The organism is Paenibacillus sp. JQZ6Y-1 (assembly GCF_040719145.1).
Lineage (GTDB): Bacteria > Bacillota > Bacilli > Paenibacillales > Paenibacillaceae > Saccharibacillus > Saccharibacillus kandeliae.
This window is the reverse complement of the sequence record NZ_JBFDUZ010000004.1, coordinates 154,782-173,549: the sequence shown is the minus strand read 5'-3', so window position 1 is coordinate 173,549 and position 18,768 is coordinate 154,782. Positions and strand designations below refer to the sequence as shown.

The 18,768-nt window shown below is 46.3% G+C and carries 15 protein-coding genes and 1 riboswitch; of the genes, 9 read left to right on the top strand and 6 right to left on the bottom strand.

Translation table 11 applies throughout. The features are described from left to right. Nucleotides 1–168 precede the first annotated feature (168 nt). The gene (locus tag ABXR35_RS19155) at nt 169–2,715 is read left to right on the top strand and encodes an S-layer homology domain-containing protein (RefSeq protein ID WP_367063648.1); all 2,547 of its coding nucleotides are present in this window, start codon (nt 169–171) and stop codon (nt 2,713–2,715) included. Nucleotides 2,716–2,957: 242 nt separating this feature from the next. Here ABXR35_RS19155 and ABXR35_RS19150 read toward each other — a convergent pair whose 3' ends face one another. Next, nucleotides 2,958–5,246 carry an ATP-dependent DNA helicase gene (locus ABXR35_RS19150; RefSeq protein ID WP_367063647.1) on the bottom strand — a complete coding sequence of 763 codons (2,289 nt, stop codon included), beginning with the start codon at nt 5,244–5,246 and terminating at the stop codon, nt 2,958–2,960. 547 nt (nt 5,247–5,793) lie between these two features. Here ABXR35_RS19150 and ABXR35_RS19145 point away from each other — a divergent pair. Next, nucleotides 5,794–6,516 (top strand): NPP1 family protein, encoded by a 723-nt coding sequence (locus ABXR35_RS19145; RefSeq protein ID WP_367063830.1) that lies wholly within the window; start codon nt 5,794–5,796, stop codon nt 6,514–6,516. A 73-nt stretch (nt 6,517–6,589) separates the two neighbouring features. Here ABXR35_RS19145 and cidR read toward each other — a convergent pair whose 3' ends face one another. Further along, entirely contained in the window at nt 6,590–7,474 is an 885-nt protein-coding gene (gene cidR, locus ABXR35_RS19140; protein ID WP_367063646.1) for a cidABC operon transcriptional activator CidR, read from the bottom strand. A gap of 213 nt (nt 7,475–7,687) precedes the next feature. Between cidR and ABXR35_RS19135 the strand changes: the two genes are divergently transcribed. From ABXR35_RS19135 to ABXR35_RS19125, 3 genes are all read left to right on the top strand, one after another. Further along, nucleotides 7,688–8,059 carry a CidA/LrgA family protein gene (locus ABXR35_RS19135; protein WP_367063645.1) on the top strand — a complete coding sequence of 124 codons (372 nt, stop codon included), beginning with the start codon at nt 7,688–7,690 and terminating at the stop codon, nt 8,057–8,059. After that, nucleotides 8,056–8,736 carry a CidB/LrgB family autolysis modulator gene (locus tag ABXR35_RS19130; protein ID WP_367063644.1) on the top strand — a complete coding sequence of 227 codons (681 nt, stop codon included), beginning with the start codon at nt 8,056–8,058 and terminating at the stop codon, nt 8,734–8,736. The genes ABXR35_RS19135 and ABXR35_RS19130 overlap by 4 nt, the downstream gene beginning before the upstream one ends. A gap of 425 nt (nt 8,737–9,161) precedes the next feature. After that, nucleotides 9,162–9,638: an AbrB/MazE/SpoVT family DNA-binding domain-containing protein gene (locus ABXR35_RS19125; protein WP_367063643.1), complete on the top strand. Its 477-nt coding sequence runs from the start codon at nt 9,162–9,164 to the stop codon at nt 9,636–9,638. A 454-nt stretch (nt 9,639–10,092) separates the two neighbouring features. Here the strand turns inward: ABXR35_RS19125 and ABXR35_RS19120 are convergent, their stop codons facing one another. Together ABXR35_RS19120 and ABXR35_RS19115 are read right to left on the bottom strand one after the other, a co-directional pair. Then, complete coding sequence (locus ABXR35_RS19120; protein WP_367063642.1) at nt 10,093–10,878, bottom strand: DUF2087 domain-containing protein; 786 nt, start codon at nt 10,876–10,878, stop codon at nt 10,093–10,095. Nucleotides 10,879–11,048: 170 nt separating this feature from the next. Beyond that, nucleotides 11,049–11,486, bottom strand: a complete 438-nt coding sequence (locus tag ABXR35_RS19115; protein ID WP_367063641.1) for a DUF2087 domain-containing protein — start codon at nt 11,484–11,486, stop codon at nt 11,049–11,051. A gap of 626 nt (nt 11,487–12,112) precedes the next feature. Here ABXR35_RS19115 and ABXR35_RS19110 point away from each other — a divergent pair. Further along, nucleotides 12,113–12,481, top strand: coding sequence for a GIY-YIG nuclease family protein (locus tag ABXR35_RS19110; RefSeq protein ID WP_367063640.1), 369 nt, complete (start codon nt 12,113–12,115; stop codon nt 12,479–12,481). 242 nt (nt 12,482–12,723) lie between these two features. Here the strand turns inward: ABXR35_RS19110 and ABXR35_RS19105 are convergent, their stop codons facing one another. Both ABXR35_RS19105 and ABXR35_RS19100 read right to left on the bottom strand, forming a co-directional pair. Further along, on the bottom strand, nt 12,724–13,917 hold the full coding sequence (locus ABXR35_RS19105) for an MFS transporter (protein WP_367063639.1): 1,194 nt from the start codon (nt 13,915–13,917) through the stop codon (nt 12,724–12,726). Between the two features lie 145 nt (nt 13,918–14,062). Next, a riboswitch (purine riboswitch) is annotated at nt 14,063–14,162 on the bottom strand. Nucleotides 14,163–14,240: 78 nt separating this feature from the next. Beyond that, nucleotides 14,241–15,161, bottom strand: coding sequence for a LysR family transcriptional regulator (locus ABXR35_RS19100; protein ID WP_367063638.1), 921 nt, complete (start codon nt 15,159–15,161; stop codon nt 14,241–14,243). 109 nt (nt 15,162–15,270) lie between these two features. Between ABXR35_RS19100 and ABXR35_RS19095 the strand changes: the two genes are divergently transcribed. From ABXR35_RS19095 to ABXR35_RS19085, 3 genes are all read left to right on the top strand, one after another. Then, nucleotides 15,271–16,632: an MFS transporter gene (locus ABXR35_RS19095; protein ID WP_367063637.1), complete on the top strand. Its 1,362-nt coding sequence runs from the start codon at nt 15,271–15,273 to the stop codon at nt 16,630–16,632. 266 nt (nt 16,633–16,898) lie between these two features. Beyond that, entirely contained in the window at nt 16,899–18,017 is a 1,119-nt protein-coding gene (locus ABXR35_RS19090) for a YrpD family protein (protein ID WP_367063636.1), read from the top strand. Between the two features lie 23 nt (nt 18,018–18,040). Further along, nucleotides 18,041–18,481, top strand: a complete 441-nt coding sequence (locus tag ABXR35_RS19085; protein ID WP_367063635.1) for a copper amine oxidase N-terminal domain-containing protein — start codon at nt 18,041–18,043, stop codon at nt 18,479–18,481. Nucleotides 18,482–18,768 lie beyond the last annotated feature (287 nt).

Sequence of the window (18,768 nt, the reverse complement as noted above, 5' to 3'; positions counted from 1 at the left end):
TAATACCGGTATTACTTGTTAAAAAAGTGTTAAGATATGACTTTTTTGCAAACTTGCTAAATTTTTTGACAGTTAAATGTTAAAAAACCTTAATAACTGTACGATAAAGATACTATGGGATTTGCAACGACAAGCAAAGCTCGCGAATGATAAAGGAGGTATATTAAAATGAACAAAAGCAAGCTGCGTTCGCATCAGCACAGAACCCTCAGACGTGGCGCATGCGGCTGGCTGGCTCTTCTGTTATTACTGCCCTCTGTACCAACTCATGCGGAAAGTATTACCCGGCATGGACAAGTTGGTCAGGATACCTTTTTAGGCGGTCAATACATGGAATTAGGCATTTCGGGCAGCGGTACGCTGGGAACCACCGGCAACAGTCCCGGAGGCTTTCACCCCGGACAGCTTCGCCAGACCATCGGTTTGAACACAGACAGTGAAGGTTACGACACTGGCAAGGACATGAGCAGTGGAGATTATGTACTGCCCGGTAGTCCATCAGAAGGCTTTATCGTCGGATACAAACCACAATCCTCCAGTACATCCGCCAAAAGCTTTATCAATGAAGAATTAAACGGCAATATTGAAATCCCCGGTACAACGCAAGATATATCCTCGGATGACCAACTTGCCGCACGCACAGTCGGCAAAACGCTAGATAACGCCCTAGGAGTAGATCAAACCATTTCATTCAAACCAGGAGATTCCTTCTATAAAACTACTATTACTCTGACTAACACCAGCGTAACCGACTCCGTTTACGATGTTCACTATATGCGTTTCCTTGATCCTGATATGGATGCTGATCTGAACAACGATAACAGCACCATCAACTGGGTTCCTTCCAATCCACCACAAGACTCCGATGCGATCGCCGTAGCGATGGGCAATGTGAGCGATAATGTATTTATGTATGTAGCAAGCGACAAGCGTGCACAAGCATCCGTCGGCTTCAGCCGTGATGCTTACAGCGAACCAGCTTTCCGTGCAGATGGTGGACAGCATACCGATGCACAACTAGCGGATGACTGGCTGACCTTAACCTTTAACGCTGGCGATCTCAAGCCGGGCAAATCGACTGAACTGGTCTTTTACAGCAGTGTGAACCCGAATATGAATGCTGCATTGTCCGCCATTCATGCGGATTACCAAACAGCACCAGAAGACCTGCCAACAGACATTGCACTCTCTAACGATGCGTTGACTTGGGATTCTGCCGCAGGTGCAGTGGTTGGTCAACTAAGCGCAACCAGCAGCAACCCAGACGATGCCTTTATTTTCAGCCTTGTATCTGGTGAAGGCAGCGAAGGCAATACGTATTTTGATATTAACGATAATCGTCTTGAAGTATCCAACGCACTCGTACGCGGCGTAAGCAGCTATCCGATTCGCGTGAGAGTGACTGGACCAGAAGGCGGCACATTTGAAAAGAACTTCGTCATTCATGCTACCGCACCGGAACAAAGCTCCGAGCTGACAGCACTGTCGCTGCAAAATGGCACTTTACAGCCGTCATTCCAGCCAGATGTCACATCGTATACTGCCAGCATGAACGCGGATGCGTCCAATGTAACGGTATTCGCTAGCGTCTATGATCCAGAATCTACACTGTCCGTTAATGGCGTCGCTGTTACGGATGAAGTGTATGGTACGGGCGAACTGCAATATACCGCTCCACTCACAGACGATCTGACAACACTCGAAATGAAAGTAACAGCTCCAAATGGACGCTCCAAAACGTACAACGTCGACATTATTCCAGCGTCCCTGCAAGCACCACAACAAGAAGCACCAGCAACCGAGAATCCAGCAACACCGGATAGCGAACCTGTAACAGGTACTGAGCCTGCATTAGGCGGCGCACCACTCTCTGACACACCGGTAAGTGATACGTATGTACCTGCGGAAGCACCAATTACGATCACCTTCCCATTCCTGCCACAATTGCCGATTGATCCAATCACCAACATTCCAGTAATCTTGGGCGGTGGTACTGGCAACGATGGCGCAGGTGCATCCCGACTAGATGATGTCGTCTCGTCTGGCTCAAGCACATCCGGCAGTGCAAGCACTCCAGCAACAACGGATACAGCCAAAACAACCAACACCTCTGCCAAAGCTTCCACAACCGCAGACAAAGGTAACACAAGCAAAGCAGCCGTTGTACGCAAAGGCTATATCCAAGGTTATGAGGATGGTACCTTCCGTCCAGATCAACAAGTCACTCGTGCAGAGCTGGCTGTGATGCTGCAACGTCTGATCGGCGACAATAGCGACAGCAGCGCAGTTAATTTCAAAGATGTTCCTGCTTCCTACTGGGCATCCAATGGCATTCAGCTGGTTGAAAATAACGGCTGGATGAAAGGCTATCCTGATGGCAGCTTCCAACCAGGACAAGCACTGACCCGTGCCGAGCTGGCTTCCCTAATCTCGCGCTGGAAAGGTTTGGACAGCAGTGATACTTCCGTTGCAACAGCTGCCGATGTACAGAGCAACTGGGCAGCATCCGATATTAACAAAGTCGTTTCCGCTGGTCTAATGAAAGGCTTCCCAGACGGCAAATTCTATCCGAACCAACCGGTGACTCGTGCTGAAGTGGTTACCGTACTGAATCGCATTCAAAGCAGCAATGCAGCGTCTGGTACAGCTCCTTCGTGGAAAGACGTAACGCCGCAGCACTGGGCATACGACGCGATTAACAAAGCTTCGGAATAAATTGCAGCTTTGAGATGTGAAGATCACCTTCCGATCCAAGCAAGCAGAATGATCCAGTTGAATACTGAATACAGCAAACATCCCCCGATGCGCTTCCTAGCGTCGGGGGATGTTTTGCTTCTCTATTCTCTGTGTCTACCCTATCGAAGAGATCCGATAACAATAGATGAAGGAATTAGAAATGTGGTGAGTTAGATTTAGAGATACTATAAAACGCTCCACAGATCACGCAAGTCACCGTTTCAATGCTCCGGCTTCCACTCCGGCGGCAGCAATTGCGCATACGGATTTTGCAAAAATCGGTCGTCTACCAGCATCAGCAACCCGTGATCCTGCTCGGTACGGATCAAGCGCCCTCCTGCTTGCAGTACCTTGTTCATGCCCGGATATACATACGCATAGTTGTACCCGCTATGCCCTTCCCGTGCAAAATGTTCACGGATCAGCTCACGCTCTGGTCCAAGCTGCGGCAAGCCGACACCGACGATAATCACGCCCGTCAAACGGTCGCCTGCCAGATCGACCCCTTCACTGAAAATACCACCCATCACTGCAAAGCCAGTCAATGTACGCTCATTATCGGGACGGAATGCCTCTAGAAACTTGTCCCGCTCCTCCTCCGCCATACTCGACTGCTGCACCAGAATATCGCTATCCGGCTCTAGCGCTTCAAAGGCTTCCAGCACATCCCGCATATACTGATACGATGGGAAAAAGGCGAGGTAATTACCACTGCGCCCATTAACTAGCTCCGCTAGTAGCCGTGCCAGCTCGTCACGCGTCTTATCCCGATCTCGATAACGGGTAGATAACGGCACGATCCGTACTTCCAATTGCTCTCGCGAAAATGGCGACGGGATGGAAATATTGTAATCGTCCTCCTCCGCCCCCAGCATATCGCGATAATAGCGAATCGGAGACAGCGTTGCCGAGAAGTGAATCACCGAGCGATAGCCCTTGGCAGTCTGACGCAATTGCAGAGATGGATCAATGCAGAACATGCGCAGCAGCACCTCACTGCCGTCCACCTCTACATACGTAATATGGCTGGACAGGTCATACAGCCGCCCAATTCGCAAAAAGGTCTGGGTAGCAAAATACGTTTCCAGCAGCAATTCAATTTCGCCGTCAGCGCCCTGCTCCAGCAGTGTTACCTCCGCACGAATCACAAACTCCTCCAACAGCTTGAATAGGTCCTCCGGCGCTTCGCTACGGCTAATCATATCCTTCTCGCCCATTTGCTTACGCAGTCGCAGGAAGTACGCATTGATCGCCCCCGCGATTTTGGAAAGTGGATCAGAGGACGTCTGGAAGTCTCTTTTCAGATTGAGAAAGGACGACTTGTTCAGCTGAGCGGAAAACATATTGCGTCCGCGGTCAACCAGATTGTGTGCTTCATCGACGAGCAGGACAGTGTTTTTGCGCTGCTCGTCGGTCAGGCGCTTGAGTGAGACACGCGGATCGAATACATAGTTGTAGTCACAGATCACGGCATCTGATGCGTACGAAGCATCCAGTGACAGCTCAAAAGGGCATACAGTATGCTTTTGCGCGTACTGCTCGATAATCTCGCGATTCATCAACGTCTCATGGGTTAACATATCGAGAATCGCTTCATTGATCCGGTCATAGTAGCCATCAATATACGCGCAATTCTCGCGTCCATTCATGCCGTCAGCGGTGCAAAAGCAGACCTTATCCTTAGCGGTAATCGTTACGCCATGCAAATGCAATCCATTTTGCTGCATCCGCTGTAGCGCGTCCTCAGCGTTGGCACGGGTTACCGTTTTGGCAGTCACATACATTAGTCGCTCGGCACGCTCGCTGCCGATGCTTTTAATAACCGGAAATAAAGTGGAGATCGTCTTGCCTGTTCCGGTTGGCGCTTCGGCGAACAGATTCACCTTTTCTCCGACCGTTTTGTATACCGCTCCCGCAAACTGCCGCTGCCCCGATCGATAGCCTGAAAATGGAAACGGAAGCCCCTCAATGCTTGCATTGCGGCGGCGACGGTGCTCGGCAAGCATCTCCGCATATGGTGCATACTTGGCAAGCGTATCCATCGCAAAATCATGCAGTTCCTGCCGAGTACGAATCCGTTCCAGCTTCGTTTCCCGTCCGCTGCTCTTATGCACATAGGTTAGCTGGACGCGCACCTGCTCCAGCTCGCGCTGCTCTGCCAGAATATGCCCGTACATTTGCGCTTGCGCCCAATGCACCTCGCGTCCATCACCAATATCCTCCGCAGAAATGGAGGTGGACTTGATCTCATCCACCGTCAGCAGCCCATGCTCATCGGTCCACATCCCATCACATCTGCCTTCAATGCGGAACACCAAATCACGGAATGGAATCTCGATTTTGAGGTGCACTTCCTTTTCTCCGTGCTCGTCATAGCCCTGCTGAATCTGCTTGTGAATGCGCGTGCCTTCCTGCATCGACTGCGCCACCCGGAAGCCGGATTCAATACTGCCCGTCCGGTACACATACTCCACCAGCGGTCGTACTGGAATTTCGATCAGGGTTGTCATGGGCGGCACTTCCTTTCTCTATTGTAAAATTCACTAGAATATAGTTGTCGTTAAGTGCGGGGTGATCAATGTTCATAAGATTGGTATCTATCTGCTTGTGTTCCCCGCGATGTAAACGTCATTTCTCATCATACCAGATTTGCTCTGTTGTCACTGCGCATCATCATCGCAACCATGCAACATACTGTCGTCCAAGCAACATGAATAGCTATAAGCATGACATGTCATGCAACGGGTATCGAAATATAATATGAAAATCCCCATTCGCCCGGTATTCTACTTGTATCTATACAATAGGAAAAGACCAATCCTATAGATGAACATCAAGATAATCTGCAAGGTGCTTCTGCATTCCTTTACCCTTTATCCAGCGGGATGATCAATGCAGAGCGATATTGCTTTTACAATTTCTGCTTTGTTCAGCTCACAACCGTTTACCACTATCCCTTGCTCTATATATTCATATAGACAGTACGATCCTCCAAACTGGATAATATTGCTGGAAATTGGAAAATTATCTTTGGAGGCGATACATATGAAACATGTAATGAGTAAGCTGTTATTATCCACTGCTCTAACCGCTACCGCTTTTACCGCTGTGATGCCCATGCCTTCCGTTCACGCGGCAGTCATCGACCATGACAAGGTGGTTGGCTTTAACGAAGTGACGCCGACCAATGATTCACAAAAAGCTGCCAAAACCTTTCAGCCTTTTCTAAAGGTATATAATGGCAGTGTTCCTTTCCCAGCAGTCGATGCACAGGGCAATACAAGTGGCGGCTTGCAGCCGACTGGTTCTTCGAATGGGCAAAGCAGCAAAAGCACAGGACAGATTTATGCCCGTTCTGGCTGGTATAACGGTGTGTGGGCAATTATGTATGCGTGGTATTTCCCCAAAGACGAAGCATCGCCAAGTCTCGGTCATCGCCATGACTGGGAAGCCGCCATTGTGTGGATCGACAACCCGGCAGTAGCGAATCCCAAGGTGCAGTCCATCTCGTATTCGCAGCATGGTGATTTTAAAAACACAGCGCCAACTAGCAGCAATATGAGCGGCACGCATGCGCTGATCGGCTACCGCAGTATCTGGCCGCTGAATCATTCGCTGTTCAGCGTGACGGATATAGGTGGTACACAGCCATTGATCAACTGGGAACAGCTGACACCAGCAGCACAGACGGCGCTGAATACGACCGATTTTGGCTCTGCGAATGTGCCGCTGAACGATTCGAATTTCACCAACAATTTGCAGAAAGCATGGTTTAAATAATGAGATAGCCCGCAACAATCTTACACAAAACAGCCCGGACTTCGTGTAACGACACGATCCGGGCTTCTATTACCTATTGCCGCATCTTCTCCCGCGTAAACCGCAGCCATTCCCGCGCCGCAAACGACAAATACCGCTCCCGATGCCAGATCATACCGAGCTGCCACGGGATGACTGGCTGAATGCCGGGGATGATGTGCAGATGCTCCTGATTGATCTGATTGCAGATCGTTTCCGGCAGCAGCGCAATCCCCAGCCCAGCTCCCACCATCTCGCTAATCAGATCCCATTGCGAACTCTCATAGATCACTCTTGGCTGAAAGCCCGCTTTGATACACGAATCAATAATCCGTCCATGCAGCGTAAAATCCTCGCGGAAAATAATAAAGGAATCCTCCGCCAATTCCTGCATCTCCACCTGCTTGCGTCCAACAAAACGATGCGTGGTTGGCACGAGTAGATTCAACTTTTCCTCTCGGAACGAAAAATGCTCTAGCACATTCTCCGCCACCGGCAGTACAGTCATGCCAATATCAAGCGATCCGTTCACTACATCACTCTCTACCTTTTTCCCACCATCCTCGAACAATTGGATCGTCACATTCGGATATAACTGGTGAAACTCTCCAATAATCTGCGGAAAAAAACGTGACCCGATCATCGGTGGCAATCCGATGCGTAAATGACCACTTTTCAGATTACGCAGATCGTCCAACTGCGAGGATAGACTTTGAAACGACTTCACAATATTTTGCGCCTGCTGCTCGATGACTCGACCCGCGTCGGTCAGCTCCACCGTACGCCCAATCCGATTGAACAGCGGCGCTCCCAGTTCTTCCTCCAATGAGCGAATCGTCTTGCTAATCGTCGGCTGAGTGATGAATAGCGCCTCTGCTGCTCGCGTGAAACTGCCCGTCCGTACCACTTCCATAAAATACTCCAGATGCCGAATATCCATCCATTTCCCTCCTGTTACCGTCCTATTTGTGATTCATTCCAAAACGGAATACATTTCATGCCATATATGAATTTTACCTATGAAAGAAAGAGATGTAAACTTTTCATATCAACCGGTATGGCTGGCAGCATTCAAGCGTCGGCTGCGCCGGTTTCATTATTACAAATTCAAGGCGAATCTAGCCTGCATGATACAGAAAGAAGGATCTTAGTCATGAAAACAATAGGGAAAGGCATTTTACAGGTCGCTGTGCTGATGGGCTTCTCGCAATTGTTGAATCTGCTCGTGAACTGGCTGCACCTGCCTGTTCCCGGTAGCATTCTCGGTATCGCTATTCTGTTTATCCTACTACAATCCGGTGTCGTTAAGCTGGAATGGGTCGATATTGGAGCCAGCTGGCTGCTGGCAGAATTGCTGCTCTTCTTTATCCCCTCTGCGGTCGGCGTCATGAATTATATTCCGATGTTGGAGCAGGATGGCGTGCGCATTATGGCAATCGTCATTTTCAGCACTATGCTTGTTATGGCAAGCTCAGGCTTACTTGCAGCTATTATGTCCAAAAGAAAGGAGCGTCACGCTGAATGAACAGTATTATATTCCTGCTCTCTACCCTGATCGTCTACGCAGGAGCCAAAAAGCTATACCGTCGCTTCCCGCGCGTCTATCTGTCTCCCCTGCTGACGACTCCGCTCGTGCTAGTGATCGTGCTGCTGAGCATGCGTATTCCGTACACACATTACAACGAAGGCGGGCATCTGTTGTCTCTGCTGTTACAACCAGCAACGATCGCCTTTGCTATTCCATTGTATAAAAACCTGCATACACTCAAAAAACATGCAGGCGAGATTGTCGCAAGTGTCCTGTTCGGCTCCATCGTTGCCCTCGGCAGTTCGGCACTATTGGCGCGGATGATGCACTTGGATCACGATCTAATGGGCAGTATTATTCCACGCTCGATTACTACTCCGATTGCGATGAACGTATCGCAGGCAATCGGTGGCGTACCGACCATTACGGCTGTGTTCGTCATCATGACCGGCTTGATCGGCAGTATGATGGGACCATATATCGTCAAATGGCTACGCATCGAAAGCGAAATTGCGCGCGGCATTTTGTTCGGAACCGCCGCTCACGGAACAGGAACCTCGAAGGCATTTGAACTCAGTTCATTGACCGGTACAATCTCCAGTATTTCTATGATTTTATCCGCCTTATTCACACTGGCGGCAACTCCATTACTCACATTAATGATGCTGTCCTAACAAGGACAGCATTTTTTTGTATATTTACTACGCTATATACATTATAATCTTAGAACGACCAGTTGATTCCTAATCTAGATTACATTATTTATACATATTATTGCATTTTTATTAATTTATTTAAAATTTGCAATATATAAATTGTATCCATTCTGTTCGTATATTCTATTAATAAATCCCTTATTGTATAAGGTAAAATCTGCCCTTCTCGTTGTTAAATCCATTTTTACCCATTTTAGTTTAGCGTATGAATTATGACATTTTCCATTATTTTTATGAACATCCAATTCCGAAAGGTGAATTTCATGCTAATATTGTTGTATATTTGTATAAGGGCAGCCTGCTGCTGGAGCCAACAGGTACAAATGAACAAGCAACGCCTAATGTTAATCAATTTAAACTGACCAAAGCGGAGGACCTTTATTATGAAAAAAACAGGTATGGTACGTCAGTTGGACAGTCTCGGCAGAATTGTAATCCCTAAAGAAATTCGGGATACGATGGAAATCGGCATCAGTGATCCTATGGAGTTCTTTATTACGGAGAAAGAAATCATTTTCCGTAAGCACAAAGGTATTCAGTGCATTTTTTGTGGCAGCTTTGATGATCTGGTCTATTACAAGGATCAATTTATCTGCGGCGAATGTGCCGGACAGATGGGCGATGAATCCCAGCATATTCCGCTGGAGGAAGTGACCGAAATACCTGCTGTGAATCGTAATTTACAGTCATCATTGAGAAAATCACGCAGCAAACGGGGGGAAATGCTGACCAAAGTCGAAACTGCCATGCAAGAAAATCCGGGTGCCACCCAGAACGAGTTGGCACGCATTCTGGGCATCTCGCAAAGCCGGGTATGCCAAATTCAAAAGGAACTTCGTTCCGCGAATTACGAGCGCTAATCCTTCGTTTTCTTCCGCTTCACAACTAAGCAAGCGCTTCACGGGTAACTAACAAACGCCAGGAATGACGGCAGCAGCTTCGGCTGGCTCCACCGGCATATGCGGTTGGTATCGATTCCATTACTTGCTGCGTTTGTGCAAAGCAAAGAGAGCCAAATAAACCCCACGTTTCCTGTTATACGGGAAATGTGGGGTTTGTTGTTGTGAGATAGCTTGTGAAGATGGAATGGATAGACTTCATGCTGGAATCCCAAGGCATGGTTTCGTGACGATGTTTGAAAAAGCCTCCGAGTCGTCAGTGAATATGTTGACGGGCTGACTATACGAAAGGCATATTGTTCTAGGGCTACTTCTACTTCTACTTCTACTTCTACTTCTACTTCTACTTCTACTTCTACTTCTACTTCTACTTCTACTTCTACTTCTACTTCTACTTCTACCTGATTGTGTTCTGTTATTCCTTAACCCAGTAGGCGCTACCGTCTTCCTGACGATCCATAAAGCCATATTCGATCAAATAACGGCGCAGCGTTACATAGTCGGCATACGCCGCAGATAGCTGCTCGTTGACCTCTTTTTCTGTATATTGCCGTCCGCTTGTAAACCGCTTCATCAGATGGCGCAGGATCGCGATCTTGCGCTTCTCCTTGCGTGGGAATTCGAATAATGCTCCATCCAATCCCTCTTTAAAATACTGCTTTAGAATCGACGCATTCTCCTGCTCGGTAATGTTATATCGCTCGTCCACCATCGTCGCCGTGCGATGAATCTCGATAAATGGTGCCGGATCATTGTTCTGCTGCTCTAGCAGCTCCATAATCGCCAGCAGCACACGCGCCTGCTTTGCCTTTTCCCGCAAGGCGAATCGGTGATTGCGAATCGTCGATTTGCTGCTGCCATGTGTCGCTACTAGATCGGCATCGCTTTTGCCTTCATAAAAGGAACGCAGCAGCTCACATTGCAGATCGGTCAACCCGGTCAGCTTTTTGTTTAAGGTGAGCAAATAATGAAACATTGACACATATTTCGTCCGAATATGCTGCTGCATAAAACGCTCTGCTTCGTAAAAATATCCATCCTGCTCATAGATTCGCCCTTTTTCAAATACTTGTCCGTCGATCAGACAGACAAAGCCGCCAAACGGTCCTACCTGCCGATCCTCCATATATCCCTGCTTCAACTCTTCCAGAGAAGCCTGCCAGAATCGGTTGGATTGCTGCTTATCCGTACTTTCGCTCATGATCTTCTACTCCTTCGTATCCGTTCCATTGGACGTATTCCTCTTGTTGCTTTGTATAGTGATGTGTTGATATTGAATCGTGAAAGCTGCTGTTGGCTCATTTTGCTGCTAGTATTTTGCTGCTATTGGCTATCCTTCCTGTGTTCTTACCTATACGTCATCGGCTGATGTTATTCTTTCACCCAGTACGCACGTCCATCCTCCTGCCGATCCATGAACCCATATATGATCAAATACCGGCGCAAGGTCGCATAATCGTCAAAAGCAGCTGCCAGCTGCTCATTTATCTCTTGCTCCGTATACTGACGTCCACGTTCAAACCGCTGAAGCAAATGACGTAAAATGATAATTTTGCGCTTTTCCTTGCGTGGAAATTCGGATAGTCGTCCAGCTAGCCCCTCTTTAAAATACCGCTTTAATATCGATTCGCTCTCCTGCACTGTTATCGCATAACGCTCATCCACCATCGTTGCCGTCTTGTGAATGGGTATCATAGAGGATTGCGTATCGCTCTGCTGCTCTTCATTAGATGATTGGGACGGATGTTTAGATATATCCGACGTCTGTCTAGACAAATCATGTTCCTGTCTATTCGTTGTTTCACTCATTATTATATCTCCTTTGGTTGATGATTGGCGTATTTGTTTGTGTTTGCCGCTAGAATGGCTCTCTTTTGCAGCGGGATCTGTAGAATTTGATTCTTTTGATTTTCCACAAATATGGAATTGACTTCTTATGATCTTGAGTATATTATCTAGTTAAATAATAGTCAAATAAAATTAAATCTATTAATAAAGCAAACGGATATACTATTTGTTTATTAAAAAACAAAGAAAGGTTCTGGTACAAGGCTTACAGCCACGTTGCCTATGTATAACGTATCTAGGCAGCCATTACACACCTAGAGGAGAAAAATATGACCATACACGTTGTACCAATCAACGATATCCAATTGGCTTATGAATGCTTTGGTAGCGAAGCAGATGACACCATCTTACTAATTGCGGGACTAGGAACTCAGACGATCCACTCTTCTTACCAATCTGCGGACAAGATACCGCTCTATCTATTCCGAACTCCGAGTGGATGTTAATAAAGGGAATGGAACATGATCTTCCGTAGCAACTGTATCCATTAGTCATCCATGCTATACAGACATGAACAAACCACTGATCCAAACAAGAGATACAACTAGCAAAATGAACAACATATTACTGAAAAGAAGGGGTCTATCATGAATAAACAAACACGAAAAGAATTGCAAGAGCAGTACAAGCAGATCAAAACTTACATGGGCGTTATCCAGATTACCAACACCAGCAATGGCAAAATCTATCTACACAGCTATCCCAATCTAAAAAACAAATGGCTTACCTTAACAATGCAGCTCAATCAAGGCAGATTCGCCAATGCTGAACTGCAAAAGGATTGGACTGCTTGTGGAGAAGAAGCATTTCAATACGAGGTATTAGAGCAGAAGGAAACCGATAAAGTCACCGATATCCGCTGGGAGCAGAAACAGATGCTCAAGCGATGGCTAGAAAAGCTTCAGCCTTACAGCGATCGGGGATACAACAAACTACAGCCGACAGATCAGCCATAGAACAACGCGAATACTGATATGGATGCCTATATCGCTCCCGATAGAGACCAAAAAGCCCCCTTCCATGAATCGGAAGAGGGCTTTTGATTTCACCTGTACATGCACATAAAGCTGTATACTAGGCGCTTCAATCTATATGATCACGTACTTTATTGATCTCAGCACATACTATATCTATTTCATTTTACACTATATATCTTATTCTATACTGTATCTATCTCATCATACGCGCGGATACGATCTTACGAAGATTGTACCGGTGTCTGACCTTTGACAGTCGAAGACGATGCTGGTACGGCTGGGCGCGACAGCGAGTATAGTGCACACAGGAAGGACAGCACGACGATTCCCGCGCCAACCCATGCGTTAATCGTAACCGCACCGGTGTTTTTAATCACGATTCCGCCGAATGCAGAGCCGATAGCGATACCGATTTGCAGAGCGGAGAAGTTGAAGCTTTGTTGAATATCCGACGTTTCCGGTGCCACTTCGATCAGGTAGCTTTGCTGTGCCGGAGACAATGCCCAGCTCAGTGCGCCCCAGATGAACAAGACAACAGGGAAAATAAAGACCGATTTCGCAGAGAATGGCAATACGAACATTGCCAATGCGAATACGCCAGTTACGATCAGCATACTTTTTCTACTACCTAAGCGGTCGGACATTACGCCACCAATCATACCGCCGCTAACAGCTGCAAGACCGAAGACGAAGTAAACGATACTGATCCAGTATGCGTTCAAGTGCATTGTGCTTTCCAAAAATGGAGTCAAATACGCATACATGGTATAGTGACCTGCCAGCAGCAGCATCGTAACGAGATGCGCGCTGAGGATTTTGGAGTTTTTCAGTGAAGCCAATTGCGCACGCAGCGGCATGGATTTTTCAACAGGAATCGGAGCCAGGAACAGTGCGATAATCAGCATCGCAACCAGTGTCAGCAAGGCAATCGCTAGAAACAGCACGCGCCAGCCCAGAGCTTCCTGAATCAGTACACCGACCGGTACGCCGAGTACGATTGAGGAGCTAATCCCCATCGAGATAATACCGATCACACGAGCGCGGAACTGCGGAGCAACCACTTTTACCGCAATGGTCAGTGACAATGTCGTGATCAACGAGCCACTAGCAGCCGTGATCATACGGGAGATAAACAATACTTCATAGTTCGGGCTCCAGAATGCCAGCAATCCGCCAGCCGTAAACGCGAGCATCGACCATAGATACAGCGCCTTGCGCTCCACCTTGGATGTCAACGCCAGCAGCGTCGGTCCCGAAATGGCATAAACCAGTGCATAGATGGTGATCAGCTGTCCGGCAGTCCCAATGGAGACATTCAGATCGCGAGCAATCTCTGGCAGTACACCACCGATAATCAATTCAATCAATCCCACCGTAAAGGTGGCAATCGTCAAAATCAGTACTTTAAAATTCAAGTTGCCTCTCTCCTTCGCATTCAACGTTTCTCTTCTAACATGCATGCAGGTCGATCATGTCGTCACAGACCGCTGCTTATGTTCAAAACGGGAGCGCCGGAACTTCGCAAATCCATAAAAAAATCCTGATTACGACAGGATGCACGGACGATGCACCATCTGTAGTAATCAGGATTGTTCGGTTCCTGGTAGAGACCCTCAAACCATATTATTGAGGTTATACACGATGTATTATGAAATTCCATTACTCATTCAGTTGTTAGTCAATTGTTGATGGGACGTCACATCAACATTACATACCTTACCAGATCGGAAATCGGATTTCAACAGTTATTTTCATAAAATGTTGGATTTTCTGCTAATCCTGCAAAATGCTCTCGAACGACTCTGCGAAACTCCTGTGCCGCCTGTGAGATATACTTTTCCCGTCGCCAGACCAATACAATCTGGCGCATCAATGCAGGCTGAGATGGAACAAACCAAACCTTGCCGTTCTGTGCATCGTCAGACTGAATTCCCGTTGCCGGAATGAAGCCAATGCCAATGCCCGCCTCGATAAAAGCACCCAAACGCGCCGGTTCATTGCCCTCCAATACATATATCGGCACGAAGCCTGCTTTTGTACAGGCTTGATCGACCAAATCGCGCGTATGATACCCTTTTTTCACACCGATTAGCGGCTCATTGGCAAGCATCTCTAGTGGCAAAACATCACCACGTTTTTGCGATAATTCGTGAGTCTTGGGAATAGCGATCAGGATGGGATCATTCAAAACAATTTCATATTCTAGCTTGTTGTGATGGATAGGTAGCGAAGCCAAGCCAATATCCACCTCACCCTTTTCCAGCAGGCTCTCCATCTCGCCAGTCGCGCACATCTGCACATGAAAAGGAATCTGCGGATACTGATCACGAAACGTCTGCAAGATCTGCGGCAATGTACTCGCATTGGTTACCGCAAGGCGAATCGACGATTGTTCTGGATGACGCATATCCAGCAGTTGCTGCCTTCCCTGCTCTAGCTCGAATAGTGCCTGTTCTGCCCTCGGCAAAAAAGCTTGTCCGTACGAATTTAGCTTGAGCTTTTTGCCGATTCGATCAAATAGGGGTACACCGACACTCTCCTCCAAGCGCCGAATTGTTCGACTTAGCGACGATTGCGTGACATACAGACTCTCCGCTGCTTCGGTCATATGCTCTAGATGCGCAACTCGAACAAAATATTGCAGCTGCAACAGCTCCATACTCCCACCTCTTATTCCTTTGAATACATTAATTTAGACATACAAATGAATTGGAGTAAATAATGAGTTTCTTTTATGATCAGTGTAATGAACAGAGGGGGTTACTGCTATGGAAATACGTCGTAACAGCATGGTGCTAGCGATCAGTCTGGGGATGCTGCTCAATCCGCTAAATTCATCCATGATTGCTGTCGCCATTCCTTCGCTGCAACAAGCGTTCGGACTGTCTCTAACAGCGGTTGTCTGGATTGTTTTTGCTTTTTATATTTCCGGTGCGATTACGCAGCCGATTATCGGCAAATCCAGCGATTGGATTGGGCGACGGCGATTGTTTTTGCTAGGCTTAGTGATAGCTTTAATTGCTTCGCTGGCAGCTCCGTTTGCACCTAACTTCGGGACACTTGTAACGATGCGGATTGCACAGGCAATCGGTACAGGTATGACGAGTACCGTCGGCTTGGCTCTCATTCGTTTTCATGTGACGTATAGACGGGAGCAGGCATTGTCTATGATCTCGGCATTTCAATCCGGCGCTGCTGCACTCGGACCGTTTATCGGCGGTGTGTTGATTCACTGGTGGGGATGGTCATCGATCTTCTATGTTAATTTGCCCGTTATGCTGGTCAGCCTTATACTCGCATGGAAATTGCTGCCGCTGGAAGCACCTGTGCAGCGAGCGCGTATGTCGCTGCGGGATTGGCTTTTGCAGATTGATAGCAAAGGGGTACTGTTATTTGCTGCCGGACTGCTTATTCTGCTGGGCAGTGTATTGTCCGGCAAATCCAGCACGCATTGGTCAACGCTGCATATCATCGGCGCTGTTGTCGGATTGCTGCTGCTTATCCTACTCGTACGGCATGAATGGAAGGTCGACAAGCCCTTTATTCCGCTGCGTACCTTTGCCCAATTTCCGGCACTGAGCTGGATCAATGGCGGATTTATGATTGCCAATATTTTATTTTATGCACTCTTTTTCGGTTATCCGTCCTATTTGCAGCAGGTGGTGCAGTTGGATTCGCTGCATACCGGTATGATGATGCTGACGCTCGGCTTGGCATCTGTGGTAGGCGCAACGCTAGCAGGTTATGGAGTTCGTCGTTATTCGTCGCGATCTGTACTATGGCTAGCTGTCGCATTGATGCTACTCGGTACTGGGCTGCTGCTGACGATTCAGATTCAGTCGCCGCTATGGATATCATGTGTGATTTTACTGTTATTTGGCTTGGGAAGTGGGCTGAGTACGGTGGCAATGCAGACCGATCTGATGCAAGCAACGCCGGAATCGGTCGTCGGCGTGGTGTCTGGACTGTTCAATATGGCGCGCAACTTTGGCGGGATTCTCGCTTCGACCTTGATTAGTATTATTGCAGGAGCAACATTTACAGCAGGCAATTTTCATGGGCTGTCCATTGTGCTGCTGGGGTTAGTAGCGTTGTATGCAGCGGTACTATATCGATATACTTTGAAGTGATAGAGTGGTATTAGGAACTAAGATTATACTGAAGAAAGTATTAAAATCCTACTTGCTAAGGCTAAATTCATATTACTTCTAGGCAAGTAGGATTTTTAAATTTTCTTAATTAAATGCTTCAAATACAAGCATTTGTATAAAAATCTATCAAAGTCCATAAAATGGATCTTTTCACGCATATTGTTTAAATACCATATTTACACATAAAGAAATTCCTTGTATATTTATTAAGTAATTAAATACATATATACTAAAGGAGATTCAAAATGAGAAAAAAAAGGACTTCGTTTATTTTGGCTTTGATAACATTTTCCTGTGTAGTATTTCCATTCCCGCTTAGTGTGCAAGCCTCTCAACAGTCAGCTACAAAAATGCCTTTAGATGTTACAATAAGCAATCCATATGGGGTCTCAGAAAGTAATATCGATAATGTTTTATCAGAAATAAAAACTGGGATTGAGCAAGATAAAGCACAAAACAATCAGCAGGTTTTATCACTCAACAAAATTACTGACAAAAATACAACCAAAGCAATATATAATTACATAGTTTTAGACTCTAGCTATGTTTACTCATATGAAGAATCGCCAAATCAAAATCCACAACTAAATATACAAAAAGTAGATCTAAATTCTTTACACAGTATAGAAAATCTTCCTACAGTTTCTAATAACACGTATGCGAATACTATTTCTCCAACTTCTCTTGCTGCCTCAAATCCTTCTTTTGTCATTAATGACGGGATAGGTGGTCGTCAAAGTATTAAGCAATCAGGTGGATATCTTTCAACCATGCTTCACCTTCCGAGTGATTCACAAGTGCAAGAAGAAATAGCTGCTTATAATTATTCAGGATTTTCTTCCGGTAATTATGAAGCAGATATGGGATTATTATATGATTCAACAGTAGGTCCTGGTTCAACTTCTAAAGGCTGGAAACCAAGTATGGTAGTTAAAAAAGGAACAACCGTTGTAAGTCCTTCAAATTTGATAGCCGGATATTCAAGTGTACAATCCGCCAACGCTTATGCTTCAGATTCTGACGTTGTTCTCTATGTATGGCATAACTATGAAGGGAAAGCTAGAATGAAGATTACAGGTACTGCTATTTGCGCTGATCAAAGTTGTTCACATTCACAAAAAACTTCTCTTACTACAATTATGGAAACAGCTAGTTCTAGTCTTAATATCGCTGATGTAGAAAGTTGGAAACTTCTTTCTACTGTGGTTTCTTCATCTAATAAAGGAAAAAACAAAGCAATTTATTCAAGTATTAAAATTGATGGAAATCCTGTATCAAGTTTAAAGTTTGATACTCCATTGACAGAGAAGGCAACAATAACAAGAGATTCAAATAATACGGTAACAATAACTGTTTCAGGTTAATCAATTATATGAAAGAGGCGATTATGTTGAAAAAATTCTCTATACTATTCGCTTTATCCATGTCACTTGTCTTGGGAGCCATGGCGCCGCAAACCTATGCCAGTAACAAACCGGTCATTCCCACTATTCTTGTGAACAATCAGACATTCAAAAGCCATGCCCTCATTTCGTATGCTGGTTATGCGATGATTTCGTTCCGCGATATTTTCACCAAATATGATATGAATGTAACGTGGGATCAAAGCAAGCAAACCGTGACCGCTACGACCAAAGATGGGGCAAAATCATTCGTCTTAACAGCCAACTCCAATACCGCCTACATCAACGGCAAAAGCTATGATCTTGCGCAATCACCATTTGTGCAAAATGGCGTATTGTATGTGAACCTGCGATTTATCAGTGAATCGTTGGGAGCCACCGTTCAATATCAAAAAGCTACTACCACGATTTCCATCACAACTTAACTAAAATTATTTTCGTCATGAAAATGTGCAAATGTTATTGACGATGACGGTCATACGTTATATGCTACTTATGAAATCGCAACCAATCGCATAACGACCGTACATCGGCGTGTTACCAGCAATGGGCATGAGCCAAGCAACGGAGCGTAGTTCTGACATACGTATATCGTATGTACTACCTCCTTTGTCTTGGCTCTTTTTTGCGTTTCAGCAGGGGTTCTACGTCTAGCGGTAGGTAGGAAATTCGCAATGTGGTGTCTGCAGCCCTTCATTGTTCTTTTCCATCC